The sequence below is a fragment of the Pedobacter terrestris genome, from assembly GCF_052343045.1.
Taxonomy (GTDB): domain Bacteria; phylum Bacteroidota; class Bacteroidia; order Sphingobacteriales; family Sphingobacteriaceae; genus Pedobacter.
This window is the reverse complement of record NZ_CP180264.1, coordinates 28,677-43,121: the sequence shown is the minus strand read 5'-3', so window position 1 is coordinate 43,121 and position 14,445 is coordinate 28,677. Positions and strand designations below refer to the sequence as shown.

The window sequence follows — 14,445 nt, the reverse complement described above, 5'->3', positions numbered from 1 at the left end:
TGTACATGCGTACACTTAGTTTTTCAAATTCTTATAGAAATATTAATAATGTAATTATTTAATAAATTGCGACTTAACTATCTTCTTATGTACACAATAAAATAAAGTGTTCAAGTGTTCAAGTGTTCAAATAGTGCTTTTAAGCATATTTCAATAGGCTTTTTTATTGTACACTTGTACACTTCTGTACACTTAGAATGGAATTACATCGCTAGGGGTGGATTCATTTTCTACTACCATAAAGAACCTCCCTCCTGATATTACCTGTACAAATCCAAGTTTCTTCAACATCTGTGTTAAGGTTTTGCTACCAACCCTCACGGAGCTACCGATTTTACTCTGTATGTATAAAAGAATATCTGTATTCGTCATTTTTTTAATACTCATAGAGTGATCATCTGGACCAGGAACCCTAAAGTATTTTTGTATAAGCTCTTTTTCTGTATAGATAACTTCAAATTGCTCAGTATTACTTCTGAGATATTTAATATCATCAGAATTTAGCTCCCAATTAAATCCAGACTTATAGAGATGATATGCTTCCATCAGAAGATCTATTTTATCAATTTTGTTATAGGCAGCGTGGTCAATCGATATCACCTCTATAGGCAGAAACCTTCTGTTACCTGTGGGATCATCCAACAGCTCTAACTCGTTTGTACTACCACATAAAACAGCTAACCTTCGTAGCGTAACGTTTCCCCTGCCGTAAGGCTCTCGTAGTGAAAAGTAATCAGCGGATGTAATGTTTTTCATTTTCTGATTATCCTTTTTACTCTTACCAGCCATTTCGTCGTCAAATACAACAAGTTTTTGACACATCAAAATTTCATCGTCCTTGCCTTTGTCAAGCTTACTATTTGAAAAGTATTTACTGTGGAGATCTCTCGGCAATAATCTTCTAAACCATTCGGTTTTACCAGTATTTTGTTTCTCGCCGGCAAGTATCAACATTAAAGGAGAGTGCTGCCCATGTATAGCCGATACCATCCCAACCAGCCATTTTGTAATAAATTTTTCAGCGTAGTCTGGGTTAAGTGTTTCAATTGTTTTGGCTAATGCGGTAATCGTGCCTGATGGAGTTCTGCCTTCATACGACCTGAACCATTCAATAAAAGGATTAAATTTTGGCGTGTTGTTAGAAAGTATAATTCTCTCAAAAAGTGAGTAATCAAGTTTTTCTATTACTTTTTTTGCTCCAATAAACAACGAGTTAAACTCCATAGGATATTGTGGCACTCCATCGTTTTCTATAAGCCTGGTTATTTCATTATATTTAAGCTTGGTATTATACTGCAACCACCTTTCGCACTCCTCAACTATAGATCCGCCATCCTCTATTTCAACCTTATTATCTATTGCCTGGGTAATGATATCGATGGTGTCATCCTTAGAAACGCCTTCAAACTCCTCTATATTCCTTGCAATGGCATCAGCTTTCAGTCCAGACTTTTTTAATGTAGTCGTGGTTTTTATGATTTCCTGAGTAAATACCGAATAGGTTTGAATATTGTTAAGCTTCGCAAAATAATATATCGTAGCTATTGAAGCGCGCTTTTCCTTTGCAGCCGTTTCGGTTTTGCAAATAGCAGCGTAAAGATTTCTTGTATTATTCTCATCATACTTAGATGATTGGGAAGACAAAGTGTGAAAATAATCTTCACCCGATGGGCCAAATTTTGATGCAATAGCATACCCTACTAAAACCCAATCCCTATAATCTTCACAAATATTTATGTGACGTTCAGCAAACTCAGATATAATAGCATCAAATTCGGTTTTGACAAATACAATTCTGTTAACCGGTTTAGGTTTAGATTTAGGTAAATACTTCTTAAAAACAATTGGTTTATCTGTAGAATATAACGCGGGGTCATAGGAAGCATAGCGAAGACGGGATATGTTTTTCCCTGACGGATCCACAATAACCTGGTAATTATTATACAGGTATGCCGATATAGCCTCAAAAGCATCAGCATGTCTTTCCCCTTCAATTTTAAAGATAACACAAAGGCCGTTACCAGATACTGAGTCGAATGCCGCATAAACAAAAGGATCCTGAATTAGTATTGATTTTACAGCCTCTTTTTCTTCATTTAGATTATCGATATCAATAGCAAGAAAACCGCTATGGGCCCTTAAAGAAGAATCATTACGAGCTGAAAAACTTCCAGAAACCGAAACGCATGGTAAAGACTTCTTTTTTAAAGCGCTGCGCTTATCCTTATCCTTCTCGATTCGAACCGCTAATACTAAATCCTGATACTTTCCGGTTAGAACATCATGTAAGAACTCATCAATACCGGTTTCAACATCATTGTTTGTATCAAACGTATTCTTATAAAATGATATTTTGGTATTTATGCGCTCGCTTGTGGTTGCCATGATGGGTAGTATTTTTGTAGATTTTCGAATAGTTTTTCTTGAGCAACTTCCTGATGCCATTTATTAAATCGCTTGCCCTTCGCCTGACACCACTCTTTCCCCTTTTGATGATAGGCAGAAAGTAATTCGAAGGCAGCAGCATCAGTTAACTTCTTACCTTTATTTAAACCTCTAAATTCTAATGCTAGGGTCCTTGCTAAATCGAAATACACAAAATACTCTTTACGATCGCTGTTTTTTTCTATGAGTTCAGCAACATCAATTGATTGGGTTACCACTTCAAAATCCGCTGGCAAATGATCATACTTATCTTCTTTCTCAACCGCAGGTGGATATTCATAGCCGCATTCAGGACAATACATTTCTGAAATCCTAAGTATTCTCTCACAATCTGGGCATTCCTTGGATGGCGCAACACCCTCTCCTTTTTTTGGAGGATTATTGAAAATGTTCTCCCAATCCCTTTCAGCGCTCCAATCGCCATGTGCCTTCGCATTTCCACCCATATCTAGTATTGTAAATATTTTTTTTCCAGGAAACTTCCTGCTTCCACGGCCAGTAATTTGAATCCAAAGCGGCAATGATGTAGTTGCCTTGTTCATGATTATTGAATCAACACTGGGTTCGTCAAAACCTGTTGTTAAAATTCCTACGTTATTCAATATAGCATCGGGAGTTTCCTTAAGCCATTGCAAGCATTCCTTCCGATACTCAGATCCGTTGCTTGCATCCAAGTGACGGCTATTGTATCCCTTTTCCAAAAAAAGCTGGTTTACCATTTTCGAATGGGCAACATTAACGTTAAATATTACCGTTTTGGAATTCAGGCAATATTTTTCGTAACCGTTAAGTGTGTTCGCCAAAGAAAGGCTTTGAGAGAATTCTTTAGCCATTTCATCTTCGGCAAATTCACCAGCTCTTATTTTAGCTTTATCACGATCGAAATTACCCTTGATGGCGTAGGTAATATTCTGTGTTAAGGCGCCTCTTGACACTAGTTCCGGAGTATCTATGCCGCATACAATTGACTGAAAGTATTTGTTTAACGGCTTATCTTTTCTAGCTGACAAAGGAGTAGCAGAAAAACCCAGGATTAAGCTTTTTTCGAAATGAGTAAACACCTTAAAATGATTTGCCAGGTGGGCTTCATCAGATATAAGTAAACCAATTGATCCGAAAAAGTTAGGGTTTTTATTTAATCTATTATTAGCTGTTTCGGTCATTGCTACATACGCCATAGCAATGGGGGCTTTCTTGCATCCCGCCATTATTGGAACCGCATTAATTCCTACCTTTTTAAGCTTATCCAGGGTCTGATCAACGAGTTCTGTTCGGTGAACTAGAATTAAAACTTTCTTTGAAGACTTTGATATGAATCGCTTAGTAATGATTGAGAAACACACTGTTTTACCAAATCCCGTACTGGCCTGAGCCAATACGTTTTTATGCCCCTTGCCGAATTCCTGGGATATCCCCAGAACAAACGGCTCTTGATAGTCTAGGAGTTGCATTATTAGAAAGGTAACCCGTCAGTATTTTCTTCAGCAAACTTCTCACCCGAGAATAAATGGAGTACATCTTTACTACCTAACGTATTTATGCACCCTGATCCCATTACCGATACTTTAATGGTTTGATTTGGCTTATCTCCCTTGATCGATTTAACGTAGCCAATATTACCAGCGCGAGTTTTCACTTCGTCATTCACTTTAAACTCTGAGTCCAAATGCCTGATTTGCTTTGATATGGTTGAAAAATGTTCCTCGAAAGAATGTGGTGGCATTGCATTTTTTAGTAAAAAAGAAAGTCCTCTATAAACTTCTTCTTCTAAAGATGTTTGATGATCTATTATACTTTGTAATTCTTGCTCTTTATTATCAATATCTTTCATAATTTTCTTTTGATTTTAATGGTTAAAGGCTTCGTCTACTGAATCTATTCCGCATTCGATTCTTAGTGCGGAATACGCTTTCCAATAAGCTATATTTTGCTCAAGGAGATTCTTGGATTCTTGAAATCCAGTTTTGTTTTTGACGTGTTCAATTAAGGGTAATTCCTTGGTGATTGACCAAATTGCCGCCTTGATTTCTCTATAATCAGGTACATGAGCTTTGGGAATAAACTTAATATGTTTATCACATCCTGGGCAGCTCTGCCTAACATGAGGACCTCGAAACGCCAATTTACTTTCACCAGAGAACCCGCAGGAATCACAGTCGTGAGGAATAAATAAATTCATTACGATATAAATTAAATAAGAAAATAATTGTGCTTTTTAGGGCAGAAAGCCGTTTTATAGGCATTGGTAAAGCTACAAAAATATTATAAACTTTATAACTTTTTGTTATATTTTTTCAACCAACGAAGTTTACAATTGCCTTTATTTGTTCAACTTTATCCTTAAAATCTGGATCGACTTCATAAAGGGAATTAAAGGTACGCTTGGCATAAATGATGGTGCTGTGGTCACGGTTGAATATAGAGCCAATTTTCTTTAGCGTCATTGCTGGGTTGGCTACACTGATCAAACCTATGGCTATATGTCTTCCCTCAACCACCTGTCTCAACTTGGTTAGTCCGATTAGATCATGATATTCTAGCTTAAGGACGCTACAGACCACATCTATTACCTCATTGGGTTCTCCTATTTTGATCTTATGCCTTGCATAGTGTCTGGACTTATCATCAAGTCCTGCAAAAATGTATGGTGTCATAATATTTTTAACTATCTAAAACTTTATTGTCAATAGCGCTGTTTCTTGCGCATGAATTTCTTGAAAACTGCTGCCTCGATGGCATTTTTATTATTAATATTAATCTGCACAATCGCAATGATCATCAGTATGGCCATGGCAAATATGAGTTAGATTAACTAATCGCCTTAACTCCAAAATTATCGGGCGCATCCTTAATCAGACCTTTACCTTGCAATTCTACTGCTTTTAGCACTAAAGCATTACTTTTAATTATCTGGGATGCTACTTGGCTGACTGCTTTTGCTTTTTTTATTTCCATTTCCATTTTTTCAGGTTTAATTGTTTCATCATTTAGTCTCTCTAATTGAGCAAATAAATGATTGTTAAGGTCGATCATTTTGTTCTGTGCCATTTTGTTTTATTTTACGGTTAAGTAATATTTGTGTTCTTTTTGCTTCGATTAACTCAGGGTATTTAAGCAATATTTCTCTTAGCAATGGGTCTACTTTTTTGCTAGTAGTAGCGAGGTAGCTCGCAATCCTTTTATCTGATGGAAACTCGTGATTGGAATTCCTGACTACATTCTCAACACGAGTGATACACTCCAAATTGTCTAATTCGCAATGTAGAGAATCACCATCCTTAAACCAGAGACAATTACCTTTCGAAACTTTTCCATATTCCTGTTCCCAAAGGTGAGTGTGTAAAGGCTTCCAATCACCAATAGCAAGGCAAATGTATTTATAAGGCCGACCGCCTCGCTCCTTATGATCATACCTGATGGTAATTTTTCCTACTTCATCATAGCAATTATGCGGAATATTCCCTTTATGGAAACGCGTTGCTTTCGTTCGCTCAATAGCCTCGGCACTCATGTACTCTGATTGCTTTTTACCTTTATTGAAAGATATATTGCCTTTGGGAATCCAACTGTCTCTTATTCGTTGCTCAATAATTTCACGCGGTACAACTAAGTTTAGCTGACGCATTCTAGTCTTAATTTTCACCTCACTACATTCTAAGACATCAGCTATTTGTTGTGGAGGCATCGATAAGTAATTATTGGTTATGTAAGCATCATCTTCCGGTGAACAGCTGGTCCGCATTAAGGCTTTGGCAGCAGCAAAAGATCGGCTAACCTCTTTCGGAACGATCAAGTTATTCCTTTTTTTGTATCCACTTACACCACCTTCACCAATTCCAATCTCGATTGCAATATCAGCATTACCTTTTTTTAAGTAATTGGCGCGGATATACGCTTCCTGCTTGGGTGATAATTTTGTTTTTGCCATAGCTAAAAGAATTGTAGTTGGACTTCTGCGTTCTTTAACTTGTAAATTTCTGCCAATACTTTATTGATGTAGGTCTGATTATAATTGCCATGGTCATTTTTACCAATGTGTTGCTTAAATGTATTTTCTGCATATGTAATGGCAGCATCAAAACATCTCTGTCTATTATCATATGGATCTTTCCATACGCTAACACCGCAACTTTGTCCGGCTGAACCGAAAGTAAAGGTGTAGCCATATGACCAGAAGCCGTTAGTGTATTTGCCAAGTTCCAACTTGTTGAAATGAGCATTATCAGATGGTGTTTTAAGAGATATTATTTCAATACTTACAGGCTTGACTGGCTCTAACCAATTGTATTTACCTAGCTCAATTGAATCGCTACCATATATTATGTTTCTCCTTAGCTGATCTAAATTCATAACACGATGTCTTGCTGATGGTCCTAGTTTTTCGAATAAGGATATAAGCTTATTATCATTGGAGTGGTAAGCTTCTAAAATTTCAGCAGAAGTTTTTGCATCCCTACCAAACACGCCATAATTAATGTATTCCTTAAGCATTTGCAATCCATTTTGGGTTATATCGGTTGACATGGTTGTTCAAAGTTTATCCCTTCCGGTCGCGTAGACTTAATAAACCGCTTATTCCGGAAGGGTTGGTTTGGTGGCAATATTGCCTAAGTTAATTGTTAATTTCCAAATCGTATCAATGGCTGAATAGTTCCATCCGGATATACAGTGTCCATAGGTGTATCAGCTCGTGGCTCTTCGCCACTCCACTTGTTAGGCCATAGGTTTTCAGCCCAGCACTTACGAATGAATTTTTGTTCCTCTTCGTTCAAAAGCGATATCATAGGGCGACCTTGTTTGATCGCTTCAGCATTTATCTCATCTTGAATTTTTAAGATCTCATTAAATGCCCACTCTCTTGCACCCATAGTAAGCGGTCCCATTCGCTGCTTGTTCTTTTCGTTACTGATTTCTTTACCTGTTTTTCTTAGTCGGTTTTCGGCTTTTCTCAACTCTCTAAAAATTGGCCTTAACCGCTTGATCGGGCGTAAGTATTCCCACTTCGGTTTTTTAAGTATATTATCCGTAGCGGTATCTTTATCGGTGAGCGGACAACCTGAGCAACCAGTACGAGCATTAATCTCCTCGGCTTCATCACCTCCATAAACTTCTGCAATCAATTCAGTCGAAAAGTCACCATATTCTGGAAGAGGTGCCCAGTGTTTTAACCATTCCCATACATGACATACTCGCCAGTGCAATATTGGTGCAAGGGTATCGCACAGAGCTTTTGGCAAAGTTTCCTGATACCAACCTTGACCACACTCAGCACCGTTTTTACCACAACTCATGACGATGCGCTGATCACGTATTGCGCTCTCGCCTTGGCGAACACCAGTTAACATTAAAACCTTTTGACCAAGATCTCCTACTAATTTTTCAAGGGCACGTTGCATAGGCTCAATCTTAATTCTTGATGTGCACCACCTGAAAGTGGCGTTATTGGGAGGTGGCACTCCGCGGCCCAACATGTAGGTGAGAAACCTATTTTCTAATGATGCCATTACTACATCGACCTCGTAGCCCAGTTCTTTAAGCTCTTCCATGATAGTTTGAGCAGCGATATAAAGTGGTAACATCTCTAGCCTGGTATCAGCATACTCGATAAATATTTTTTTTGGCGGTGGAATCTTTCCTGATTTGATTAAGTAAATGATCAGCGTAACTAAAGTTGTGCTGTCTTTCCCACCTGACCAAGCCATGCACCAATAATCGTATTTAGGCCCATAGGCTAATAAAGATTGTCTTGTCAGCTCAATGCTTTCATTCATTTGCAGTCGCCTGGTTCCAGCAAACATGTTCATTTGTTCAACCCTCATACTCCTATTTTAAATTGTTTTCTAAATGATTTTAAGCGGTGCATAAACCTTGTACCTAACCAGTAAGATTGAACATCTAAAAAATCACATTCAAATTGTTCAGCAAATAGTAATTTATCCCAATCTTCATATTGGTGGTAGGCTAACCTATTATTGAAGTGGTGATGCTCAATTTCCTCTTTTGACATTAACCGTTTCAGGAACGGATGAGCAAATGCTAACCCCATTGTTCTCCGGTTCCGTGAAGGCCACATCTCGCCATGCATAAAAACATAAATTCTGGCTGGATAAGTCCCGGCAGGCTTAAAGTAATAATGCACCTCTCCATATTTCCTTCTTGGTCTAGCATTATCATAATCAAACCTATCCTTTTCTTGAGGTGTCCAGATATATCCTTCTTTAATACAAACTGGTAATGGTGTGTAATTTGGGTAAAGCATTTTAGTATGGGTTTCTACCACCACAAGCCCGACTATCTCTAGTCAGGCTGTAAGTGGATGCGGATATTTTAGAATGGCAGATCATCATCCTCATCGATTGGAGCATTTGTTGCAGCACCTGCAGCATCATTGCCACCACTCAAAGCGAAGTCTTTTAGGTTTCCAAGGATTGGGGTTAAACTTTTTTCAGCTTCTTTCTCAGCATCAGTCATTTCAGACCATTTCTTATCGCGTTTAACCGTTTTTGAAATGAATCCATTCTGGCCATACTGATCAGTTTCATCTTTAACCGTGGCACGGATACCCAGGTAAACCGCTTTGTCTTTTACTTCAAGATGGTTGATCTCGATAGGAATAAAAATCCCTTTTACCGGGTTTCCATCTTTACCTTTCTTATCCATCATTACATGGGTAAGCTTCGTCAGGGCGATTGAGCCCGATAGGTTTCTTTCTGACATAATTTATTTGTTTTTATTGCCTTTAGAGGCGGGGGTTATAATTAAAAAATCCTTTCAGAGTTTGGCTGTGGTAGTTGCCGCCCCCTGAAAGGATTGAAAGTCTTTTTAGCAGCTACCACCCTGCGTTATGTAAATATACAAGTTAGTTATAAATAATATAACATTTAGTTATATTTTTTAACGCAAGTCGTACCTTTTTTCCATGATTAACTCATGTTTAATCTGACTGGCTTTCGGGCTTTTCGGCAACCATTCCTCGATCTTGCTCTCATGCTTAATGTCTCCGGTATGTGTATTAATAAAATAGTTGCCTGATTTTATAATGTACATGGGAAGATTTGCCAGGCGGGGGTCTTTTGGTTTTGGTTTTCGTGGCATAGCTAAAAAGGTAAATGCTCTTGCCAAGCGTTATAAATTTGTTTTAATTCTTCGCCAGAAAACTTGAAAGTCCTATCGTCGCTTTCTGCAACGGCTCTAAAACCACCCGCATCAACAATCACCCGAACAGTTGCATCTTCAAATAAAACTGTTTCTTGCGGATTAGCTTTTTCGATCCAATCAAGGGCAGCTTGTTTATTGGAAAAGTGCTTTTCATTTTCGTTGTTGATGAATTTACCATTATTTGTTACTTCAAATATTTCGGAATCGTCGCCATCCGTATGATCATCCAAAAACCATTTTTTACATCGAAATACAGCTACATAGCATTTATCACCCTCACACAACTCAACACCATCTTCACTAGTAAGTATTGGCAACTTAATCCCACGCTCTTTGGTAAATTCAGCGAATGGAATTATTTTATACATTTCAGTATTTAGGTATTCCCACGATTTGGGGGCTTCTAGATTTTCGGGACTGATAGAAGGAAAGCAGAAATTGGGTTCAAAAGATACAATTCCGTCGTTTCTATCTAATTCAAAACTCAATGGCGAATTTCCTAACTTAGACTTCCACCCCAACCCATCGTAATATTTCATCAAAGCCATAAACTCCTTTTCGTTATCCACTCTAATAGCAATTTTATATGCTTCCTTAGGTATAATCTCTGCCCACTTGCCGCTCCAATGGAAATTAGGATTGATGCCAAACAAGAAGATTTTTTTTTTGCCCACAGTGCTGATTCCTGAATCAGTTAACTCAAATACTCCAGTTGAAATAGTTTCCTCACCCGTAGCTAAATTTTTAAACCTAGTACCTATTGGATAGTTATCGTACGCATATTTTATTAATTCGTGTTTTTTCATAATTACGCCGCTTTTTTAGTGTTACGTGTTACTGCTTTGTATTTACCCTCATACTTTAAGTATGCACTTTCGATCATCGTACCGCTACGTTTAGCTTCTGCCTCAGCGAATAGCTTCATGGAACCTAAAGTCGTTTTTTCATTCATTGACTTATCACAATGTGTACTGTAAAACTTGAAGATTTCAGACCAGCCCGCTTGCTCCAAGACTTCAATGGTATATGATTCAATAGCCTGTGCTTTTGGAATAGATAAACTTCGATGCGCCTGATCAATTTGAACATCAATAACAGCAGCACCAACTTTTGATTTAACTTGTTCAGCTTGCTTAGCCTCACTTTGCTGTTGTTGCAATTTGCTTGCTTCCTCTTGCTCCTTGCGCAATTCCTCAGCTGCTGCACTTGCTTTACCTTCTTCCAGTTCTGCACGTCTATCAGGGATAAGGGAAAGAAGATGATTAGCATAAGCTTTAATCTCAGCTTGGTAATGTGGTGCAACCTTCTCAAGTTTTCCGGCTTTTGCATCGATGCAAATTTGATCTAATTCGTCTGATATTATTTGCGCATCAATTAGATGACTTAGGTCTGCATTGATACTGTTCCACGTTTCTTCATCCAACTGACCAGTTTCACCAGAATACAAATCAACGATCGATTGAAAATTGGCAGATATCTCATTAATGGTGTCTAATGTTGCTGTTTCAAATCCGTTTAGTAGAATACCTTTATCTTTCGCCAAAATCGACGCATATTGATTTCTAATTTGTGCCTCAGCTTCTGCAAACAATTCAATCCGTGCCTTAGCCTGATCAAGTTTTAGTTTATCCTTGCGATCCTGCTCTGCTTTCTCCTGAGCATAAACTTTAACAGACTCATTTCTTTTGGTCTGCAATTTAGTTTCCAAGGCCTTCAAAGCATTTTCCTCTGCTGTAAAGTAGCCTTTAATCTCGTCCAAACGCCTGGTAAAGGGTGCCCGAGACTCATTGGCTTTTTTGGTTGCTTGTTTTAGGGATGCCAAAAAATCATTAATAGCACCATCGGTTTCGACCGAAAGTTTTACACCTTCTTTATCTGCAAGAGCTACCAATGTTGTCTCTTTTTTCTGGTACGCTAAAACCCAACTTTTTGTTGTTGCAAGTACAGCGCTTGCTGACTGTACTTCTTCCGGAGTGATAATTTGTAATTCCATGATTATATTGGTAAGGATGATGAAACAAATGTTTTTGATAATGTGGCCTGCTTAGCCTCCGTTGCTTTGTGTGCGCGTTTCTTGTTTGGCGTATTTCCAAATTTCCTATTACAGAAATCTTCAACATCTTCAAAATGAAGGGCGCCATTAACGCTTTCACTCGTACTTATTACTCCTGACATGCTCATGTACTGGCGTTTTTCCGCTTTAGCCTGGTATCTGATCTGAGCAAGCTTTAATATTGCATCAATCTCCTCTTTGCTTGTAGTACCCTGCCATTCTTTAATCTTATATGATGGTGTCGTTTTCCAGTCCGCCGGCGCCCAGTTCATGGCAATATCAATTGGAGACTCTGGAAAGTTTTCATCCCATAACAATTTCTCGCATTCCATCTGGATACCATGAATTTCGTAAAAACCTTTCCGACCAGACTTAAAATTGATGATAGCACGTTTTTTAGCACGTTTACTTGTAATTTTTGGCTCACCCTTACGCTCACCAGATTTATAAACCTCGCCCCATTCTCCCTTTTCGTCAACCGTCATATAGCACACCAAATCAATTGGAGTACCAAAGCCACGCGAATCACTCAACAGAACATATTCCAACCCCAACGGTACGATCTGGTAATCATTATAGAACTGAACAAATGCCAAAAGATCCTCTTTTAATTTATGGGCCCAGCTATCGCAATCAGCATCCCAAAAGTTATTGTCGCTAGTAAAGTTTTGAACTACTTCATCGCATTTATCAAGGTCATATACGCCTTCCATAATGAACTTCCCGATCTCGATGTGCATCATGGTGCCATATTGAGCAGCCACTTTCATTAAGCGCTCAGATTCTTTTTTGCCATGCTGAAATTTCCATTCCTCCAGCGCTTTTGGTGTTGGCATTGATTGGGCGATGCTTGTAGTTAGCGATGTGTACAAGCGGAAGGGTTGCGCCAGTTGGCCATCTTGCTCGATCTTAATATAGCTACGTCCTTGCCCAAAGTTTACACGGCCAACTTTATAGTTAGGCAATTTTATCGCGTTTTCGTCAAACCATTCTGTTGGAACAAATTCTACTGTCATGCTCATATTATTTGCCCTCCAATTTAACCCAACCGTATTCAATTTGCTTTTCAACGCTTAATCCCATGTAAGATAATGCGTAGCCTTTTGAGCGGAGGTAGTCTGTAATTCTTGCTTGCATTATATCTAGTTTTTCTAATAAAGGCTTCACTGTATTTGTAAAGCAGAACAATACATTCTCTCTAGGAGCCGACACCATTTGTAAGTGCATTAAAGTGATTTTAATTTTATCTTCATCGTTTAGTGATGAAAGTGGCTTTAGTTGCAAAAAATATGTGTTTTTTCTTTTATCAACTATGTCAATATCAGATCCTTCAATACGAAATAAGTTTGATTTATCGTGCCAGAATAGCCTGTTTTGACCAAAATACTGCGCAAAAAGCTTTGCTTTGTTTTCTAATGTGTTTTCCATCTTATTTACCCCCCCCGATTTCTAATACTTGTGGTTGTGAATTAATCGCACCACTCTCGATCATTTTGGTAGTTAAACGGTTCATTGATCCCCCTGCCTCGATGTAATTTCTAACCGCTTCCATGTTTTCCTCTGTAAAGGAAGGAATAAGTGATACTACCGGATAGGTTTTTGCTTCTCCGGGGGTATAGCTTTTTTTCATTTCAATAGTGAAGTTGAAAGGGAAACCGATGATTGAACCGGATTTCTCCATTACCAAATCGAAGGACTTAGTAATCGAAGGGATGCTCACCTCTTTAGCTTTAGTTGACCATGACCAATAACCCAAAACACCTGTCATTTTAAGGAGTACAAAGCGAAGAATTAATGTACGATCCCACTTCAATGCTTTAACCCGGTTATCAGTTGCAGAAACATCATGTTCGTACTTACCTGTAGTCGCATTGAAAACCGTAAATGTTTCTCCATCACCCCAACCATATCGCTTACCTTTATCCCAGCTCTCAAATTGTTCATTACAAACCTCTTTAATATCATTACTGATGAAAGTGATCTGTAACTCCTTTGGCTTCTCTCCAAATAGTTTGGTGAATTGATTCGCGAAGTTTCCAGTTGGCCTGAAATAATCAATCGCTTTTGGGTACTCAACCCCCTTGGCCGACACGGCCTTAATGCCTGTCTTAATTTTTCCGATTTCCGGCAGTGAACTCGCGTTGTTTTGCACCTTTGCTGCCTTGATTCGTCCGTTTTGCATGTTATTGATTGTTTAATATGAAAAATGTGATAACTGTTCCGATTGCGACTACCGCCCAGAACCATCGGGCGAATATTTTTATCTGGTCTTTCGGTTTAGGTTTGTTGACTATTATTTTGGCCTCCTTCAGTAATTGTTCCTGCTTTTCTTTGTGCCAAAGTCCGCCATCTTTGATGTTATTAGTCATTCTGCAAGGCGGAAGCGTGGTGTGATGAATTTTAAGCATTTGTTATCCTACTGAAAATGTCGATTAATAATATTGTTTCTTTTGCTGTCTGGCATTTGGCAAGTTCTTCCTGATACTGGATAAATAATGCCTGGTAGGTTTCTTGGCTCATAGTCCTTTGGTTTTTAAAAAAGAGTGTCTATTGGATGATTTAGAAATTGCATCAATCTGGTTAATTTCAATTCTGAATGGAGAAGTGTTTGATCCATCCCTTTTCGGGGTTACAAGTCCTTCTTTAATCCACCTTGTTACAGTTGTTTTGCCGTATAATTTTTCTGCCTGACTTTTGGTGATAGTAGTTTTGGCAATACCTAGCATGCCTATTGCTTTTTTCGCACCAAGTTCAGCAGCATCGCCCAGCAACATTGTTAGTTGCGACAT

Annotated in this window: 17 protein-coding genes; all 17 read right to left on the bottom strand. The window is 38.4% G+C overall.

All coding sequences use genetic code 11. From position 1 onward, the window contains the following. Window positions 1-192: 192 nt before the first annotated feature. The 17 genes from ACJVDH_RS00250 to ACJVDH_RS00170 all read right to left on the bottom strand — a co-directional run bounded on the left by ACJVDH_RS00250 (window position 193) and on the right by ACJVDH_RS00170 (window position 14,445). Window positions 193-2,385 (bottom strand): VapE domain-containing protein, encoded by a 2,193-nt coding sequence (locus ACJVDH_RS00250; RefSeq protein WP_443945574.1) that lies wholly within the window; start codon window positions 2,383-2,385, stop codon window positions 193-195. Then, a complete protein-coding gene (locus ACJVDH_RS00245) occupies window positions 2,361-3,896 on the bottom strand; it encodes a DEAD/DEAH box helicase (protein WP_443945573.1) in 1,536 nt (511 codons plus the stop codon). The genes ACJVDH_RS00250 and ACJVDH_RS00245 overlap by 25 nt, the downstream gene beginning before the upstream one ends. 2 nt (window positions 3,897-3,898) lie before the next feature. Continuing rightward, complete coding sequence (locus ACJVDH_RS00240; protein WP_443945572.1) at window positions 3,899-4,276, bottom strand: hypothetical protein; 378 nt, start codon at window positions 4,274-4,276, stop codon at window positions 3,899-3,901. Between the two features lie 15 nt (window positions 4,277-4,291). After that, window positions 4,292-4,624, bottom strand: coding sequence for a hypothetical protein (locus ACJVDH_RS00235; protein ID WP_443945571.1), 333 nt, complete (start codon window positions 4,622-4,624; stop codon window positions 4,292-4,294). Window positions 4,625-4,739: 115 nt separating this feature from the next. Beyond that, window positions 4,740-5,099 (bottom strand): helix-turn-helix domain-containing protein, encoded by a 360-nt coding sequence (locus tag ACJVDH_RS00230; protein ID WP_443945570.1) that lies wholly within the window; start codon window positions 5,097-5,099, stop codon window positions 4,740-4,742. A gap of 154 nt (window positions 5,100-5,253) precedes the next feature. Next, window positions 5,254-5,493 carry a hypothetical protein gene (locus ACJVDH_RS00225; RefSeq protein ID WP_443945569.1) on the bottom strand — a complete coding sequence of 80 codons (240 nt, stop codon included), beginning with the start codon at window positions 5,491-5,493 and terminating at the stop codon, window positions 5,254-5,256. Beyond that, on the bottom strand, window positions 5,465-6,373 hold the full coding sequence (locus ACJVDH_RS00220; RefSeq protein WP_443945568.1) for an HNH endonuclease: 909 nt from the start codon (window positions 6,371-6,373) through the stop codon (window positions 5,465-5,467). The genes ACJVDH_RS00225 and ACJVDH_RS00220 overlap by 29 nt, the downstream gene beginning before the upstream one ends. A 2-nt stretch (window positions 6,374-6,375) precedes the next feature. Continuing rightward, entirely contained in the window at window positions 6,376-6,969 is a 594-nt protein-coding gene (locus tag ACJVDH_RS00215; protein ID WP_443945567.1) for a hypothetical protein, read from the bottom strand. A gap of 95 nt (window positions 6,970-7,064) precedes the next feature. Further along, window positions 7,065-8,264: a phosphoadenosine phosphosulfate reductase domain-containing protein gene (locus ACJVDH_RS00210; RefSeq protein ID WP_443945566.1), complete on the bottom strand. Its 1,200-nt coding sequence runs from the start codon at window positions 8,262-8,264 to the stop codon at window positions 7,065-7,067. Continuing rightward, entirely contained in the window at window positions 8,261-8,704 is a 444-nt protein-coding gene (locus ACJVDH_RS00205) for a hypothetical protein (protein ID WP_443945565.1), read from the bottom strand. Before ACJVDH_RS00205 ends, ACJVDH_RS00210 begins: the two co-directional genes overlap by 4 nt. 68 nt (window positions 8,705-8,772) lie before the next feature. After that, a complete protein-coding gene (locus ACJVDH_RS00200) occupies window positions 8,773-9,162 on the bottom strand; it encodes a hypothetical protein (protein WP_443945564.1) in 390 nt (129 codons plus the stop codon). Window positions 9,163-9,542: 380 nt separating this feature from the next. Further along, entirely contained in the window at window positions 9,543-10,409 is an 867-nt protein-coding gene (locus ACJVDH_RS00195) for a hypothetical protein (protein ID WP_443945563.1), read from the bottom strand. A 2-nt stretch (window positions 10,410-10,411) separates the two neighbouring features. Beyond that, complete coding sequence (locus tag ACJVDH_RS00190; protein ID WP_443945562.1) at window positions 10,412-11,596, bottom strand: hypothetical protein; 1,185 nt, start codon at window positions 11,594-11,596, stop codon at window positions 10,412-10,414. Between the two features lie 2 nt (window positions 11,597-11,598). Next, the gene (locus ACJVDH_RS00185; protein ID WP_443945561.1) at window positions 11,599-12,672 is read right to left on the bottom strand and encodes a hypothetical protein; all 1,074 of its coding nucleotides are present in this window, start codon (window positions 12,670-12,672) and stop codon (window positions 11,599-11,601) included. Between the two features lie 7 nt (window positions 12,673-12,679). Further along, window positions 12,680-13,084 (bottom strand): hypothetical protein, encoded by a 405-nt coding sequence (locus ACJVDH_RS00180; RefSeq protein WP_443945560.1) that lies wholly within the window; start codon window positions 13,082-13,084, stop codon window positions 12,680-12,682. Between the two features lies 1 nt (window position 13,085). Beyond that, a complete protein-coding gene (locus ACJVDH_RS00175) occupies window positions 13,086-13,838 on the bottom strand; it encodes a recombination directionality factor (RefSeq protein ID WP_443945559.1) in 753 nt (250 codons plus the stop codon). 334 nt (window positions 13,839-14,172) lie between these two features. Continuing rightward, on the bottom strand, window positions 14,173-14,445 hold the full coding sequence (locus ACJVDH_RS00170; protein WP_443945558.1) for a hypothetical protein: 273 nt from the start codon (window positions 14,443-14,445) through the stop codon (window positions 14,173-14,175).